The organism is Rhizobium sp. CC-YZS058, from assembly GCF_034720595.1.
Classification (GTDB): Bacteria; Pseudomonadota; Alphaproteobacteria; order Rhizobiales; family Rhizobiaceae; genus Ferranicluibacter.
In genome coordinates, this window is the sequence record NZ_JAYESJ010000001.1 from 1,115,529 (window position 1) to 1,131,990 (window position 16,462).

The window sequence follows — 16,462 nt, forward strand, 5'->3', positions numbered from 1 at the left end:
TCGCCCGCTACGATTGCGCGAATGAAGGGTCGACCTTGGCCGACCCTTCTCTTCCGCTGTCAGACGTCCTGCTGCTCCAGCACCCGATTGGCGGCCGAGACGATGGCTTCGAGCGAGGCGGTCACGATATTGGTGTTGATGCCGGCGCCGAACAGCTTGCCGCCCGCGTGCTCCACCTCGACATAGGCGATGGCGGCGGCGTTGGAGCCGTGCTGGAGTGAATGCTCCGAATAATCGGCCACCGACATGTCGACGCCAAGATAGAGCGAGAGGGCGTTGATGAACCCGTCGATCGGCCCCGTTCCGCGGCCTTCGATGGTCTTCTGCTCACCCTTGTCGATGATCTCCGCCGTGACGATGCGGGCGCCGCGATGCTCGCCAAGCGGCAGGGTGGTGTGGTCCACATAGCGCAGGCGCGCATTCGGCTGCTCGATATAGCGTTCCAGGAAGCGCTGGTAGATCGCCTTCGACGGCACTTCCTTGCCGCCTTCGTCGGTGATGCGCTGGATATCCTCGCGGAACTCCACCTGCAGGGCGCGCGGCAGGTTGATGCCGTAATCCTCCTGCAGGATATAGGCGATGCCGCCCTTGCCGGATTGCGAATTGATGCGGATGATCGCCTCGTAGGACCGGCCGACATCGCGCGGGTCGATCGGCAGATAGGGCACTTCCCACAGCGGCTTGTTGGCGACCTTGATCGCCTTCATGCCCTTGTTGATCGCATCCTGATGCGAGCCGGAAAAGGCCGTGTAGACCAGTTCGCCGACATAAGGATGGCGCTCGGACACGGCCATCTGGTTGGAATATTCGTAGACATCCTTGATCCGCTCGATATCCGAGCAGTCGAGACCGGGGTCGACACCCTGCGTGAACATGTTGAGCGCCAGGGTGACGACGTCGACATTGCCGGTGCGCTCGCCATTGCCGAACAGCGTGCCTTCGACACGATCCGCACCGGCCATCAGGCCGAGTTCAGTCGCAGCGATGCCCGTGCCCCGGTCGTTGTGCGGGTGCAGGGAGATGATCAGGTTCTCGCGATTGTCGAGATTGCGGCACATCCACTCTATCTGGTCGGCATAGATGTTGGGCGTCGCCATTTCCACGGTCGAGGGCAGGTTGAGGATCAGCTTGTTTTCGGGCGTCGGGCCAATGATCTCGCTCACCGCATTGCAGATTTCCAGCGCCACCTCGAGCTCGGTGCCGGTGAAACTCTCCGGCGAATATTCGAAGCGGAAATCGCCGCCTGCCTTGGCGGCCATGTCGGTGATCATCTTGGCGGCGTCGGTGGCGATCTGCTTGATACCGGCCACATCCTTGGCGAAGACGACGCGGCGCTGCAGCTCGCTGGTCGAATTGTAGAAATGGATGATCGGCCGCTTGGCCCCTTCCAGCGCTTCGAAGGTGCGGGTGATCAGCTCCGGTCGGCACTGCACCAGAACCTGCAGGGACACGTCCGCCGGAACGTTTCCTTCTTCCACGCACCAGCGCGCGAAGTCGAAATCCGTCTGCGAGGCGGAGGGAAAGCCGATCTCGATGTCCTTGAAACCCATGTCGAGCAGCAGCTGGAACATGCGCGCCTTGCGGTCATGGCCCATCGGGTCGACCAGCGACTGGTTGCCGTCCCGCAGATCCACCGAACACCAGATCGGCGGCGCGGTAATCGTCTTGGATGGCCAGGTGCGGTTCGGCAGGTCGATCTGCGGGTAGGGCTGGTACTTTTCGGCGGCCTGCGGCATGCCGTGCTTGACGGTGTGGGATTTCAGGATCATCGCGCTTCTCTTCGTCTTCGCGGCCCGCTGGCTCACGCCGATCGATGCCATAGGGCCGTCGGCTTATCCTGCTCGCGGGGAAGGTTCAAGGGTCGGTTCGGAAGGTCAAGGAGCTGGTGCCGGCAGGCTTTTCGGCCGCCGGGCGCTCCTTAAAGAACCCGGCAACCGCGCGTAAGGCCGAGAAGAAGAAGCGTGGTGAAGGCGCGCGAACGCTCCCGTGCGGCTTCGCGACCGCGGGAAATCGTTGCCAGAACTTTTGCGCCAGACTTCGTCATGGCCGCCTTCCTACAAGATGATCCCGAAAAGGGCAAGCGCTGGCGCGGAAAAAGGCGGGTTGCACTGAATAGATCCCCATTTGACAGCGGACTGCGCCGCCGGCAGAGACTTACACGATCTCGTCGCCATCGCTCAGAGCAGTGTCAGAACCGGCTTTTGAAAGGATCTTTCGAGCGGCTGCGAGATCGGCGCGGCTGCGACGAGCAGCCAGATAGGTCTCGCTCCGGATGGTCGTCAGTCTCTCGCTGACGACGCGGTCAAGCCAGATGTCGAGATCGAGGCCTTCGCGCTTCGCGACCTTCTCCGCCTCGACAACAAGTTCACAATCCAGCTGGACCGTCCTCAGGGGCTTGCTCATAGTCGCCCTCCTGTCTTCACCCACCTCTATTGGAACAAATCCGAGTGCCGCCCGCCACGTCACCGCCCCTCCCGCGCCCAGGTCGCCGAAAGGATCAGGAGGAGGGCGGCGAGGCCGAGGAGGCCGGTGAAGAGCGAGAGCGAATTGACGCCCTTCAGCACCGTTTCGTCCGTCATGCGCAGCGACAGGCGGTCGGCATCGGCAACGCGCACGGGGCCGCGCACCGGCAGCAAGGCGGGCACATCGATGCCACCGGCCGCGGCCACGCGGTGAACGAGGCCTTTGGTCTTCTCGGCGAGCGGCCGCAGCGTCTCTTCGGTGGAAACGGTCGCCTTGAACTCCGGCGCATCCACCGTGCCGACATGGACAAGCGTCGTCAGCTCGCCATTGGCGATTTCGAAGAGGCCGGTCTCGGCCGTGCTGAGCGAGGCTCTCCAGAGGCCGGGCTCGGCCTCGCTCAGGGTCACGGCCTGCGTCTGCCCGGAGGGAAGGGTCAGCGTGGCGGGGCCAGGGTCGCCCTTGAGCGTTTGACGCGAGATTTCGAGGCTGCGGCCGGAGGCGCGCGCGGTCAGCGCTTCTTCCTCCAGCGCCGGCTCCTGCATCAGCCAATGGGCCATGCGGCGATAGAGCGAGACGCTGGGGCCGCCGCCTTCGAACCCGCGCGACCAGAGCCAGCCCTGATCGGAGAGCAACATGGCCACGCGACCCTGTCCGACGCGGTTGAGCACCAGAAGCGGCTTGCCGTCGGCGGCCTGCATCACCGTCTGGCCCTGCGGCCGGTCGACATCGACGGTGCGGAACCAGCGGCCCCATTGCGGCGGCTCGCTGTCGGCCCCGGCAAGGCCGCGCGTCACCGGATGCTTCTTCCCCTCATCCGTCAGCCGCGGATAGAAGGCCTTCTCATCCATCGTCCCGGTCGGATTGGCCGGCAGGACCGCCGAGAGCGGCGTCGAGGCGATCGAATCCGGCCCGGCATGCTCCGGTCCGGCCGCGATCAGCAGCGCACCGCCGTTTTCCACATATTGGGCGATGTTGTCGTAGTAGATGATCGGCAGCACGCCGCGATGCTGGTAGCGGTCGAAGATGATCAGGTCGAACTCTTTGATCTTCTCGACGAAGAGTTCCCGGGTCGGGAAGGCGATCAGGGAGAGTTCGTTGATCGGCGTGCCATCCTGCTTCTCCGGCGGCCGCAGAATGGTGAAATGCACGAGGTCGACGGAAGCATCGGACTTCAACAGATTGCGCCAGGCCCGCTCGCCGGAATGCGGCTCGCCGGAGACCAGCAGCACGCGCAGATTCTCGCGGATGCCGTCGAGGACATGGACCGCGCGGTTGTTCGCCTCCGTCACCTCGCCCGGCACGGGCGCGACCGCGAATTCCAGGATATTGTTGCCGCCGCGCGGCACGGTGAAGCGGAAGGGCAGGTCGGTGCCGGGCTCCGCCTGCTCGGTGGCGATCTCGTTGCCGTTGAGGCTGATGCGCACTTGCGCCGGGCCGGCAGGCACCGGTCCGTCGTTGATGACGCGGAAGGCGACCTCCTGATCCTCTCCGACGATCCCGAAGCGCGGGCCGCTGACGATCTCGATGCGGCGATCGATTTCATTCGGCTGGCCGGTGATCAGCCCGTGCACCGGCGCATCGAAGCCGAGCGGCCGGTTGATGTCGGGCACATCATGGATCTGCCCGTCGGTGATGAAGATCGCGCCGCCGACGCGGCCGGGGGGAACGTCGGACAGCGCGGTGGAAAGGGCGGCAAACAGCCGGGTCGACGGCGTTTCGGTCTCGGCGCCATCGGCGGCCTCGACGATCCGCGGCTCGATTGCGGGGAAACGGGCAAAGCGGTCCTTGAGTGTCGCCAGCGCCCGGTCCGTCGCCTCGCGCCGGCCGGCTGCGTCCTGGCTCTGGCTGCGATCGACGACCACGGCGACGATGGTGGACAGTGGCTCGCGCTCTTCCTGGTTGAGGACCGGATTGGCGAGCGCCAGGCAGAGCGCGGCGAGCGCCAGCGTCCGAAGCAAAGCGCCACGCGTCCCGCGGACGAGCGAAAGCCCGGCGAGCAACAGCGCGAGCGCCGCCAGAACGGCGAGCGCGGACAGGGGAATGAGCGGAGAGAAATCGATCGTCATTCTGTTCGTCTCGCGTCGCGGATCGGGCGTGTCGGCGCGGCGGTCATTGGCCCAGCCGCTCGAGCAGGGCGGGAATATGCACCTGGTCGGCCTTGTAGTTGCCGGTCAGCATGTACATCATGATGTTGACCCCGGCGCGGAAGGCGTATTCGCGCTGCATCTCGTCCGGCGGCACGGTCGGCAGAAGAGCGGCGCCGTTGCTGTCCACCGCCCAGGCGCCGGCGAAATCATTGCCGGTGATCATGATCGGCGTCACGCCGTCGCCGGAGCGCGCGGGACGGCTCGGCTCGTCGGCACTCGCCTGCGGCTGCGCCTCGATCCACAGCGGGCTGCCGGCATAGCGGCCGGGAAAGCTCGTCAGCAGGTAGAAGGACTTGGTCAGCACATTGTCGGTCGGAACCGGTTCCAGCGGCGGAATGTCGAGATCAGCGAGGATCGCCTGCAGGCGCTCGGTGTTGGGGCTCGCGCCGCCGCCGCTGCCCAGTGCGGACATCTGGTCGCGGGTATCGAACAGCACGGTGCCGCCGGCGCGCATATAGGCGTCAATCCGGTTGATCGCGTCCGCGCTCGGCATGGGGGCACTGGCGGAGATCGGCCAATAGATGATCGAGTAGAAGGAGAGCTCGTCCTTGGCGATATCGAGCCCGACAGGCGCGCCGGGCTCCAGCGTCGTGCGATAGGTGAGGAATTCGGTCAGCCCCGTCAGGCCGCGCTCGGAGATCCGGTCCACCTCGTTCTCGCCGGTCACCACATAGGCGAGGTGGGTGTTGTCGAGCTTGTCGAAGATCGCCGCATCGCCCGGCCGGGAATCGTCGGCCCGCACCGCGTCGGGGTGCAGGGCGGCGAGCCCCAGCATTGTCAAGAGGATCGCCGCTGTCGCCCGGCCGGCCCGAAGGCGCGAGAAGGCGCCGGCCATGAACAGCACCACCAGCGTATCGACGAGCAGGAGCAGCATGGCGAGCGTGAAGAGCGAGGGCCTGAGGCTCATCGCCTCCGCGCCGATCAGGCGCTCGCTCTCATAGGCCATGCCGAGATCCGTGCGGCCGATTGGCGTCAACGTCGCATCCTTTGCCATCAGGTTCACGGCAGTAAAACCCTCTTCCGAGCCGTAGAGGCCCGGCGGATGGTCGGCGCTTGCGGGCGGAACGGCGCCGGGGCCAAGCTCCAGCGGTCGCGCCCCGGCCGTTTCCCCGGTCAGCACGCCCTCGGCATTCATCAGCCTGTAGGGCGGCAGCGCTGCCGACTGGCGCGCGCCGGCACCGCCGTCAACCCCGCCGCTGCGCGACAGTTGCACGGTCCGGCGCAGCATCTCGACGAAATCGCCGGAAATGGGCAGGTTCGACCAGGTCGCTTCGCCGCTGACATGGAACAGCACGATGCGCCCCGCGCCGAGCGTGCGGGTGGTCACCAGCGGTGTGCCGTCGGCAAGGCTCGCCCAGGTCCGTTCGGAAAGATCGGCGGTCGGTTCTGCCAGAACCTGGCGATTGACGGTGATGCCCTCGGGGCGCGGCATGCCGGCAAAGGGGCTCGCCGGTGGATAATCGGCAAGCGGCTGCGGCTCCGACCAGGAGAGCGCGCCGCCGAGCGCCCGCTCGCCCTGGCGCAGACGCACCGGAACCAGCGGATCGTCGGCCGGCGCGGCGGCCAGCCGCGGGCCGGCGAAGCGGATCAGCGTTCCGCCGTTCTGCAGCCATTGGGTCACGGCCGGATAGGTCTGTTCCGGCAGGCGGCCGATATCCGCCATGATCAGCATGGAGGGCTTCTGTTCGAGCAACTGCGGGATCGCGACTGCCAGATCCGCCTCGTTCGGCTGGATCAGATCGGCATAGGGCGCCAGAGCCCGGTTGATGTAGTAGAGCGGCGAGAGGAGCGGCTGCGACTGGTCGCGCGCTTCACCGGACAAGAGCGCGACGCGGCGGCGGCGAAACCCATCATCGAGCAGATAGGTGCTGCCCGCGGTCGAGAGTCCGTCGATGCCGATGCGGGCAAAATCGTTGCGCAGCTCGAACGGGGCCGGCAGCAGGCCGCTTGCCGTCTTTTCCCCGGGGCCGAAGGTCAAGGTGCCATTGGCGATCGAGCGGCCGCGCGTGTCATAGGCGGTGACAGCCAGGGCGCGGGGCAGGGCCGCGTCGAGCCGGGTCGCGGTGACGCGCATGGCGTCCGCCTCGTTCACCGCGCCGGTCAGCGCGACGGCGTCGCTGCCGTCGCCCTCGATCAGGCGCAGCGAAGCAGGGTTGAGGGCGGCAAGATCGCGCATCACCCGATCGTCCTGTGTGGCGATCCCGTCGGAAACGAAGGCGAGCGTACCGGGGCGGGTGCCATCCAGCCCAGCGCGCAGCGCATCCACCGCGCGGGCGCGATCGGGCATCAGCGGCTGCGGACGGGCGGCCGCCAGCCGGGCACGTGCCGCGGCAGCCGTGGAAAGGGTGGCATCCTGCTGACGCGCGACGGTCAAGGCCAGCGAAACCGGCAGATCGCGGGCCTCCGCCTCGTCGATCAGCGCATCCGCCGTCTGCCGGCGGCGCTCCCAGTCCTTGGCCGTCGCCCATCCATTGTCGACGAGCAGAGCCAGCGGACCCTCGGCGGACAGGGTGCGGGTGCGCGGGTTGAAGACCGGATCGGCAATCGCGAGAATGATGGCGGCTGCCATCAGCATGCGCAACAGCGTCAGCCACCAGGGGCTCTTGGAGGGCGTTTCCTCGCGCTTCAGCACGCCGGCGAGAATGGCGAGCGGCGGAAACACCTCGGTCACCGGCTTCGGCGGCGTCAGCCGCAGCAGCCACCAGATGGCGGGCAGCGCCACGAGGGCGGCCAGCACCAGCGGATTGGAAAAGGCAAAGGCGAGCATGCTCACAGCTGCCCTCCATGCGTCGCGCGGCCGGGCATGCCGGACAGGTACATATGCACGGCAACGAGCGCCTCGGAGGCGAGATGGTCGGTGCGATGCGGGGTGAAGGTCCAGCCCATGTGCCGCAGGCTCTGGCCGAGCCCGTCACGGCGGGCGAAATAGGCCTGGCGATAGGCCTCGCGCAGGATCTCCGCCCGTCCCGCCGTCAGCTTTTCCCCTGTCTCTGGATCGGTGAATTCGGTGCGGCCGGCGAAGGGGAAGTTTTCCTCCGCCGGATCGGCGATCTCCACCACATGGCCGCGCAGGCCGCGGCGCGCGAGCGGGCCCAGCCGACCCATGATGCGCGCGGCGGGGTCGAGAAAATCGCCGATCAGCACCAGGTCGCTCCAGCCGCGCACCATGCCCGTGTCCGGCAGGCCGGTCTTGAGCGGGCTGTGGATCAGCGCGGTCGCCAGCTGCTCGGCGGCATTGCGGGCCGAGACCGGTTCCATGACGCCGGGACAGCCGATCCGCTCGCCCGAGCGCGCCAGGATCTCGGCCAGCGCCAGCATCAGCACCAGCGCCCGGCTTTCCTTGGACACGGTGCCGAAGCGGGACTTGTACATCATCGAGGGCGACAGATCGGCCCAGAGCCAGATCGTATGCGCCGCCTCCCATTCCCGGTCGCGCACATAGGTATGGTCGTCGCGCGCCGAGCGGCGCCAGTCGATCCGCGACAGGCTTTCGCCATCGGAATAGGGGCGGAACTGCCAGAAGTTTTCGCCGATGCCGCGCCGGCGGCGGCCATGCCAGCCGGAGATCACGGTGTTGGCGATGCGCTTTGCCTCCACCATGCAGTCGGGGATCAGCGCCGCGCGGGCCTGCGCCCGGGCGAGGATATCTCCGGAAGGGGTCGGCTCGACGGTCTGGCCGATCGATGACATTCCGATCAGGCCTTGAGGCTCTTGACGAGGCCGGCGATCACATCGCGCACCGACATGCCCTCGGCGCGGGCGGCGAAGGTCAGCGCCATGCGGTGCTGCAGAACCGGCTCGGCCAGCGCCACGACATCGTCGATCGAGGGCGCGAGCCGGCCGTCATAGAGCGCACGGGCGCGGGCGCAGAGCATCATCGCCTGGCCGGCGCGCGGGCCGGGGCCCCAGGCGACGTTCTTGTCGGTGGCCGCATTGCCATGGCCGGGACGCGCGGAGCGAACGAGGGAGAGGATCGCCTCCACCACGGTCTCGCTGACCGGCATCAGCCGGATCAGGTGCTGGATCTGCTGCAGCTTGGCCGCATCGATCACCGCGCGCGCCTCGCTCTCGTTCAGGCCGGTGGTCTCGAGCAGGATGCGGCGCTCGGCCGCCAGTTCGGGATAGTCGACATCGACCTGCATGAGAAAGCGGTCAAGCTGGGCTTCGGGCAGCGGGTAGGTGCCCTCCTGCTCCAGCGGGTTCTGGGTCGCCAGCACGTGGAAGGGCTGCGGCAGGTCGTTGCGCTGGCCGGCCACCGTCACGTGATATTCCTGCATGGCCTGCAGCAGGGCGGACTGGGTGCGTGGGCTGGCGCGGTTGATTTCGTCGGCCATCAGCAGCTGGGTGAAGATCGGGCCGGGCACGAAGCGGAAGGAGCGGCGGCCGTTCTCGTCCTGGTCCATCACCTCCGTGCCGAGAATATCGGACGGCATCAGGTCGGGCGTGAACTGCACACGGCTGGAGGCGAGGCCGAGCACCGTGCCGAGCGTGGTGACGAGCTTGGTCTTGGCGAGGCCCGGCACGCCGACCAGGAGCGCGTGACCACCGGACAGGACGGCAAGCAGCGTGCGCTCGACCACGCTTTCCTGGCCGAAGATCACCTTGCCCACTTCGGTGCGAATCAGCGCGATCTCGGCCAGCGCCCGTTCGGCGGCGGCGACGATCTCCTTCTCGTCCAGCGCACCCTCGGTGGAATTGACTATGCCCATCGTCTGTCTCCCTCGACCGTGCCGGCTCTGGCTTTCTCCGCGAATCGTCGGCGCGGCGCAAGCAGGACGCGTTTTTCAAACTAGCCGGCGCTTCCCGGCTGACAAGACGCGGAAGGCGCACTATCTCGTGAGAATCACAAGCCTAGCTTGCCTGGTTCTGTCGGTCAGGATCAGGGGCAAACGGGACGGAACGATGGCAGGATCGCAAAACGTGGCCTCGGGGGCCGCCGGCGAGACGGGCGATGTCGCGGGGCTCGCGGCGCTGATTGCCCGCGCCGCCGGCGATCTTGGCCGCGCTGGGGACGGGTCGCCGCGCGCACTCCCGCCGGTGGAGCGCTGGAATCCGCCCTTCTGCGGCGATCTCGACATGGAAATCCGGGCCGACGGCACCTGGACCTATCTCGGCACGCCGATCGACCGCCAGCCGCTGGTGCGCCTGTTCTCGACCGTGCTTCGCCGCGACGAGGATGGTCGGACCTACCTCGTCACACCGGCCGAGAAGGTGGGGATCCGCGTCGCGGACGCACATTTCATCGCCGTCGAGGTGACGCGGACCGGGCGGGCGGGAGAGCCGGTGCTGACCTTCCGGACCCAGCTCGGCGATGTGGTGGAAGCCGGGCCTGACCATCCGCTGCGCTTCACGGTCGAGGGCCCGCAGGCGCAGCTCAAGCCCTATCTCCTCGTGCGAGGCCGGCTGGAGGCGCTCGTCTCCCGGGCTGTCGCCTACGACCTGGCCGAATGGTTCGAGACGGTGGAGATCGACGGGCGGGCGATGATTGCGCTCCGTTCGGCCGGTGCCGTCTTCCCGGTCATGCCGGCCTCGGACCTTGCGGCGGACGGCGGATGAGCGGCCATGCCGCGCCGGAGCGGCGCAGTTTCGCCTTCACCGCCGAGGAGTTTGCGCGCCGGGCGGCCAACCAGTCCGGCAATCCGAGCGCGGAAGCTTGGCGCGACCATGGCGACTTCCTGCTCAATCCCAGCATGGCAGAGGATCTGGAGCGGCTGGCGCTGCGCGATGCAGCGGTGCTCGTGCCCGTGATCGACGAGGGCCCGGACGCCCGCGTCATCTTCACGCGTCGCACCACGACCCTGCGCAAGCATTCCGGCCAGGTGGCCTTTCCCGGCGGGGCGGTCGACCCCGGCGATGTCACGCCCGAGCAGGCGGCGCTGCGCGAGACGGAGGAGGAGATCGGGCTTCCCGCCGGCTTCGTGCGCACGGTCGGCCGTCTGCCGCATTACATGGCGCTGTCCGGCTTCCGCATCACGCCCGTGCTCGGCATCGTGCAGCCCGGATTCTCACTCTCGCTCAATCCAGCGGAAGTGGATGAGGTCTTCGAGGTGCCGCTCTCCTTCCTGATGGATCCCGCCAACCATGGCCGCGGCAGCGGCATGTGGAAGGGCGCGGAGCGCCATTATTATGCCATGCCCTATGAAGGCCGGCGGATCTGGGGCATCACCGCCGGCATCGTCCGCATGCTTTATGAAAGGCTTTACGCATGACCCCCTCCGTGTCCGGCCAGCCCTGGTTCGAAGCGCCGGCGCTGCGGCGCATTTTCGCGCTGCTGAATGCCGAGGGGGGAGAAGTGCGCGTGGTCGGCGGCGCCGTGCGCAATGCGTTGATGGGCCATGCCGTGACCGAGGTCGACCTCGCCACGACGCTCAGGCCCGAAGAGGTGGTGGCGCGCGCAGAGGCGGCCGGCATCAAGACGGTGCCAACCGGGATCGCCCATGGCACCGTTACGCTGGTGATCGACGGCGAGCCCTTCGAGGTCACGACGCTGCGCCGCGACGTTACCACGGACGGCCGCCATGCCGAGGTTGCCTTCGGGACCGACTGGACGGTGGACGCGCACCGCCGCGACCTGACGATCAACGCTCTGTATGCCGATGCTCAAGGACGGGTCATCGATCTCGTCGGCGGCATCGAGGATCTCGAGAAGCAACTGATCCGCTTTATCGGTGAGGCCTCGGAGCGGGTGAGGGAGGATTATCTGCGCGTGCTGCGCTTCTTCCGCTTCTTCGCCTGGTACGGTCGCGGTCGGCCGGATGCGGATGGGCTGCGCGCGTCGGCACGCGCCAAGGACAAGCTTTCGACGCTCTCGGCCGAGCGGATCTGGTCGGAGTTGAAGAAGCTCCTGTCGGCGGAGGATCCGACGCGGGCGCTGCTCTGGATGCGGCAGGCCGGCGTGCTGACCGCCGTTCTGCCGGAGAGCGAGAAATGGGGCATCGACACCATTCCGGGCCTCGTTTCCGCCGAGCGTGCCTCCGGCTTCGCCCCTGATCCCCTGCTGCGGCTCGCGGCGATGGTGCCGCCCGATCCCGAACGGCTGGCGGCCATGGCCGCCCGGCTGCGCCTCTCCAAGGCCGAGGCGGCGTTTTTCCAGAGCTGGGCCGCCGCCAAACCGATCGCCGACCGAATGGCGGAAACCGCGCTTGACCGTCAGCTTTACATGGAAGGCGCCACCGGCACGATGGCACGGCTGAAACTGGCGATCGCCACACTGCTGCCCAAGGTGGAAGGCGAGAGCGATGGGCTGGAACGTCTCGGCCATCTGCAACGCCTGCTGACGCGGGCCAAGGCCTGGACCCGTCCGCGCTTTCCGTTGTCCGGGGCGGATGTCGTGCTTGCCGGTGTCCCCTCCGGTCCGCAGGTCGGCGTCAAGCTTGCCATGCTGGAGGCCCATTGGGTGGCCGGCAACTTCCAGGAGGGGCGAGAGGCGCTGCTCGAGAGGCTGAAGGCCAGCCTGAACTGAGGCGAGGCCGAAGTCTGTCAAGCCGAGGCGGGTCCGCCCCGGCTTCCGCCCCTAGGGAAGGTCAGGCTGTCGCAGCCTGTTTGTCCTCAACGATCCTGGCCTTGATGTTCTCGATCATGGTTTCGCGGATCTGCGTTTCGCCATGGGCCTGGCGCATGTGCTCTACCGTTCGGCGCACCACCTCACCATCGGTTTCGGCACGGCTGTGCCACTCGCAGCCGGGCACCAGCGTTCCACATTCGAACAAGCGCATGATTTCCTCCTGATTGTCCCTGATCCGCCTCTTTGCGGGCGTCTTGGGTAACTCGCGCGGCCCGGCTTGGTTCCTCGGCCTAGCCTCTGGTTAGGCATCGGCCACAGTCTCGCCCGATCCGTCCGGCATGGTCTCTGTGGGCTGAGAAACGCAAAGGCGGCCGCCACACGGTCGCCCCGAAACACGGAAAGGACTGCCATGACCCTCCGACCCACACGCCGCCGCAGCGCGGTTTTCGCCGCTCTTCTCCTGACCCCGCTCGCCGGCCAGGCTTTCGCGCAAGGGGCGGCCATCCCGGAAAGAAGCGCACCGGCCGCGCCGGCCCAGCCATCGTCCAAACTCAGCGATGAAAAGCTGAAGGCCTTCGCGGTCGCCTATCTCAAGGTCGATCGGGTGCGGCAGGATTACAGCGCGCGGATCGGCCAGACGCAGGACCAGGGCGCGCGCCAGACGCTGAAGAACGAGGCGAACAAGAAGATGATCGAGGCGGTGGAGACGGCGCCGGACATGTCGCTCGAAGAGTACAAGACGATCATCACCGCCGCGCAGGCCGATCCGGCCGTGGCGCAGAAGGTGCAGAACAACCTGCGCGGCGCTGCGCCGGCCGCGCAATAGTCTGACGGCGGAGAGGGGCGGCCCGCGCGGCCGCTCCTCTCGTGCGCGCCGCTCATGGATCGGGCATGATTGAGCTAGGGGGCGGGCCCCGGCGGTGCTATGGAACGGCGACGACGCAATCAGGACACGCCCGATTCATGAGACCGACGCTTGAGCAGGACCTCACCGCCGCCATCCGCACCATTCCCGACTATCCGAAACCGGGAATCCTCTTCCGTGACATCACGACGCTGCTCGGCAATCCGCGCGCCTTCCGCCGCACGATCGACGAGCTCGTCCACCCCTATGCCGGCCTGAAGATCGAGAAGGTCGCCGGCATCGAGGCGCGCGGCTTCATCCTCGGCGGCGCCATGGCCCACCAGCTTTCCGCCGGCTTCGTGCCGATCCGCAAGAAGGGCAAGCTGCCGCACGAGACGGTGCGCATCGCCTATTCGCTGGAATATGGCGTCGACGAGATGGAGATGCATCGCGATGCGATCGTCCCCGGCGACAAGGTCATCCTCTCCGACGACCTGATTGCCACCGGCGGCACGGCGGAAGCGGCCTGCCGCCTCCTGCAGCGCATGGGCGCCGATATCGTCGCCGCCTGTTTCGTCATCGACCTGCCCGATCTCGGCGGCCGCAAGAAGATCGAGGCGCTGGGCGTCGAGGTCCGCACGCTCGTGGAGTTTTCCGGGCACTGAGCCCTTCCCCGCGGCTCGAGGAGCCGCCGCTTCAAGTCAAGGTCACCGAGAGGGTGTTGATCGAGGCGCGTCCAATGCTTTAGATGGTCGGCATGTTCGCGTTCGGGCGCAACGCTTCCGGCATGGCGGCGTCAAGGGAGAGCTTATGGAGAGCAGGCTCGGACAGCTGGTGATCGAGGCGGAGCGGGCAGGGCTCGTCATGCCGGGCAGGGGCGGCGAACTCGCGCGCTTCCTGGAGAGGCGCGGCTACATGCCTGGCGCGGACGAGCCGGAAGCTGGCGCGGCGCGCCTTGAAGACAGCGAACAGCCGCGCTTCGTCCGTGGCTTCCACGATATCTTGATCACGATCGGCATCCTGGTCCTCGTCGCGGGCGCGGCCGGCGCCTTGAGCAGTCTCGCCATTCCGCCGATCGCCATTCTCCTGTCGGAGATCTTCGTCAAGCGCCAGCGGCTGGCCTTGCCCTCCGTCGTGCTCAGCGTCATCACGCTGGCGAGCGTGGCCCTGCTGATCACCCTCCTGCCGCTTGACGAATGGATCTGGCCCACGCTCGGCTTCGGAGCCCTGCTGACCGCCGCCGCCGGGCTCTATCACTGGCGCTACCAGACGCCGATCAGCCTCGCCGGCGTGTTCTACGGCATCGCCCTGCTGATCTTCATCGCCTGTCACTGGCTGCTGCTCGGGCGGGAGACGGTCGATCTCGCCCTGCTTGTCGACCGGAGGCTTGCCTCGCTGGTCACTCTTCTCGGGCTCGCGCTCTTTGCGGTTGCCCTGTTCTTCGACCTGTCCGATCCGCAGCGGCGGACCCGTCGGTCGGATACTGCCTTCTGGCTGCATCTGGGTGCCGCGCCGGTGCTTCTGAATGGCGTGACCGGACTCGTCGCCGGACCGCTCGGCGTCCTGTGGAGCGATGACGACCCGCAAACGGCGGCGCTCGTCATTACCGCCGTGCTGCTCGTCATGGCGATCGGCCTGGTGATCGATCGCCGCGCCTTCGTCACCGCCGGCCTGATTTCGCTCGGCGCGGCTCTGGCCGTGCTGATGAACGAGAGCGCGATCACGACGCCCTATTCCAGCTTCTGGGTGGTGGCGATCGCCATCGGGCTGATCGTGCTGTCGATCGGTCTTTTCTGGGCGCGGCTTCGCGGCTTCCTGCTCGATCTTCTGCCGGAGACGCTGCGCCGGCGGCTGCCGCCGGCGCGGTGAGGACCGGTTGTGGCCGCTCCTCAGGTGTTGAAGCGGAAGTGGATTACGTCGCCGTCCTGGACGACGTACTCCTTGCCTTCGTCGCGCGCCTTGCCGGCTTCCTTGGCGCCGTTTTCGCCGCCGAGGCGGATATAGTCGTCATAGGCGATGGTGTTGGCGCGGATGAAGCCGCGCTCGAAATCCGAGTGGATGACGCCGGCCGCCTGCGGCGCCTTGGTGCCGCGTTCGATCGTCCAGGCGCGCGTTTCCTTCGGGCCGACGGTGAAATAGGTGATGAGGTCGAGCAGCTTGTAGCCGGCGCGGATCAGGCGGTCGAGGCCTGCTTCGCTCAAGCCCAGCGCCTCGAGAAACTCGCGCGATTCCTCCTCTGGAAGCTGCGCGACTTCCGCCTCGATGGCGGCGGAAATCACGACGGTTTCCGCCCCTTGCGCCTTGGCCATGGCCTCGACGGCGCGGGTGTGTTCGTTGCCCTCGACCGCATCGCCTTCGGCGACGTTGCAGACATAGAGAACCGGGTGGGAGGTGAGCAGGTTGAGGCTTTTCAGCACCCGCAGCCCGTCCGCATCGAGCGTCGACAGCAGGGTGCGCACCGGCTTGCCTTCGTTGAGCAGCGCCAGCGAGGCATCCATGATCGGCAGGGCGGCCAGCGAATCCTTGTCTTTGCCGGTCGCGCGCTTGCGGGTCTGTTCGGTGCGGCGCTCCAGGCTTTCCAGATCGGCCAGCATCAGCTCGGTCTCGATCGTCTCGGCATCGGCGACCGGGTCGATCTTGCCCTCGACATGGGTGATGTCGTCATCCTCGAAGCAGCGCAGAACATGCACCACCGCATCGACTTCGCGGATATTGGCGAGGAACTGGTTGCCGAGCCCTTCGCCCTTGGAGGCGCCGCGCACGAGGCCGGCGATATCGACGAAGGCGATGCGCGTCGGGATGATTTCCTTCGACTTGGCGATATCTGCCAGCTTGCGCATGCGCGGATCGGGAACCGCCACTTCGCCCGTGTTCGGCTCGATCGTGCAGAAGGGGTAGTTCGCCGCCTGCGCCGCCGCCGTCTTCGTCAGCGCGTTGAAGAGCGTGGACTTGCCGACATTCGGCAGCCCGACGATACCGCATTTGAAGCCCATGAGACTGTTCCGTCGTGTTCTTTCAAGGAGGCCGGAAGGCCGTTGCGGTCGCTATGGGCGAAACGCCCCGGCCGGTCAAGCCTTGGCGCCCTTCATCCGGCAGCGGCTCCGCCGCACGACGCTTTTCGCGCATTTCCCTTCCCGCACTCTTCGGCTAGAAGAAGGCCGAATGAAACGGGCCCCGGGACCGGGAGGATCCGATGAGTGAACTCGACGTCATCCGCAAGACTGTGACCAAGCCGAAGCTCGAGCGGCCGAAGCTCTACAAGGTCATCCTCGTCAACGACGATTATACCCCGCGCGACTTCGTGATCTTCGTGCTCAAAGCCGTCTTCTCGCTTTCCGAGGAGACCGGCTATCGGCTGATGATGACCGCGCACAAGCTCGGCACCTGCGTCATCGTCGTCTGCGCGCGCGACATTGCCGAGACCAAGGCGGCCGAGGCGATCGATCTCGCCAAGGAGGCCGGCTTTCCGCTGATGTTCACCACCGAGCCCGAGGAATAGCGCGG

15 protein-coding genes are annotated in these 16,462 nt (G+C 67.0%); 7 read left to right on the plus strand and 8 right to left on the minus strand.

Features of this window, described 5'->3' with window-relative positions:
* Positions 1-59: 59 nt before the first annotated feature.
* The 6 genes from leuA to U8330_RS05430 form a co-directional block, all read right to left on the minus strand.
* A complete protein-coding gene (leuA, locus tag U8330_RS05405; RefSeq protein ID WP_323104102.1) occupies positions 60-1,769 on the minus strand; it encodes a 2-isopropylmalate synthase in 1,710 nt (569 codons plus the stop codon).
* Between the two features lie 385 nt (positions 1,770-2,154).
* A complete protein-coding gene (locus tag U8330_RS05410; RefSeq protein WP_323104103.1) occupies positions 2,155-2,403 on the minus strand; it encodes a hypothetical protein in 249 nt (82 codons plus the stop codon).
* Between the two features lie 59 nt (positions 2,404-2,462).
* Positions 2,463-4,529: a hypothetical protein gene (locus U8330_RS05415; RefSeq protein WP_323104104.1), complete on the minus strand. Its 2,067-nt coding sequence runs from the start codon at positions 4,527-4,529 to the stop codon at positions 2,463-2,465.
* Between the two features lie 43 nt (positions 4,530-4,572).
* Positions 4,573-7,377, minus strand: a complete 2,805-nt coding sequence (locus U8330_RS05420) for a DUF4159 domain-containing protein (protein WP_323107186.1) — start codon at positions 7,375-7,377, stop codon at positions 4,573-4,575.
* A gap of 2 nt (positions 7,378-7,379) precedes the next feature.
* Positions 7,380-8,300: a DUF58 domain-containing protein gene (locus U8330_RS05425; protein ID WP_323104105.1), complete on the minus strand. Its 921-nt coding sequence runs from the start codon at positions 8,298-8,300 to the stop codon at positions 7,380-7,382.
* Between the two features lie 5 nt (positions 8,301-8,305).
* Positions 8,306-9,319, minus strand: a complete 1,014-nt coding sequence (locus U8330_RS05430; RefSeq protein ID WP_323104106.1) for a MoxR family ATPase — start codon at positions 9,317-9,319, stop codon at positions 8,306-8,308.
* A gap of 211 nt (positions 9,320-9,530) precedes the next feature.
* Here U8330_RS05430 and U8330_RS05435 point away from each other — a divergent pair, with 211 nt between their 5' ends.
* The 3 genes from U8330_RS05435 to U8330_RS05445 are packed head-to-tail and all read left to right on the plus strand — an operon-like array spanning position 9,531 to position 12,072.
* Positions 9,531-10,166 (plus strand): DUF1285 domain-containing protein, encoded by a 636-nt coding sequence (locus U8330_RS05435; protein WP_416236901.1) that lies wholly within the window; start codon positions 9,531-9,533, stop codon positions 10,164-10,166.
* Positions 10,163-10,819: a CoA pyrophosphatase gene (locus U8330_RS05440; RefSeq protein ID WP_323104108.1), complete on the plus strand. Its 657-nt coding sequence runs from the start codon at positions 10,163-10,165 to the stop codon at positions 10,817-10,819. Before U8330_RS05435 ends, U8330_RS05440 begins: the two co-directional genes overlap by 4 nt.
* A complete protein-coding gene (locus tag U8330_RS05445) occupies positions 10,816-12,072 on the plus strand; it encodes a CCA tRNA nucleotidyltransferase (protein WP_323104109.1) in 1,257 nt (418 codons plus the stop codon). Before U8330_RS05440 ends, U8330_RS05445 begins: the two co-directional genes overlap by 4 nt.
* Positions 12,073-12,133: 61 nt before the next feature.
* Here U8330_RS05445 and U8330_RS05450 read toward each other — a convergent pair whose 3' ends face one another.
* On the minus strand, positions 12,134-12,325 hold the full coding sequence (locus tag U8330_RS05450) for a DUF1059 domain-containing protein (protein ID WP_323104111.1): 192 nt from the start codon (positions 12,323-12,325) through the stop codon (positions 12,134-12,136).
* A 198-nt stretch (positions 12,326-12,523) separates the two neighbouring features.
* On the opposite strand from U8330_RS05450, the gene U8330_RS05455 reads away from it, so the two are divergent.
* From U8330_RS05455 to U8330_RS05465, 3 genes are all read left to right on the plus strand, one after another.
* Positions 12,524-12,940: a DUF4168 domain-containing protein gene (locus tag U8330_RS05455; protein ID WP_323104113.1), complete on the plus strand. Its 417-nt coding sequence runs from the start codon at positions 12,524-12,526 to the stop codon at positions 12,938-12,940.
* A 137-nt stretch (positions 12,941-13,077) separates the two neighbouring features.
* On the plus strand, positions 13,078-13,623 hold the full coding sequence (locus U8330_RS05460; protein WP_323104115.1) for an adenine phosphoribosyltransferase: 546 nt from the start codon (positions 13,078-13,080) through the stop codon (positions 13,621-13,623).
* A 145-nt stretch (positions 13,624-13,768) separates the two neighbouring features.
* Positions 13,769-14,827: a hypothetical protein gene (locus tag U8330_RS05465; protein ID WP_323104116.1), complete on the plus strand. Its 1,059-nt coding sequence runs from the start codon at positions 13,769-13,771 to the stop codon at positions 14,825-14,827.
* A 20-nt stretch (positions 14,828-14,847) separates the two neighbouring features.
* Here U8330_RS05465 and ychF read toward each other — a convergent pair whose 3' ends face one another.
* On the minus strand, positions 14,848-15,951 hold the full coding sequence (ychF, locus tag U8330_RS05470) for a redox-regulated ATPase YchF (protein WP_323104117.1): 1,104 nt from the start codon (positions 15,949-15,951) through the stop codon (positions 14,848-14,850).
* A gap of 200 nt (positions 15,952-16,151) precedes the next feature.
* Between ychF and clpS the strand changes: the two genes are divergently transcribed.
* Positions 16,152-16,457, plus strand: coding sequence for an ATP-dependent Clp protease adapter ClpS (clpS, locus tag U8330_RS05475; RefSeq protein WP_323104118.1), 306 nt, complete (start codon positions 16,152-16,154; stop codon positions 16,455-16,457).
* The last annotated feature ends 5 nt before the right edge of the window (positions 16,458-16,462 follow it).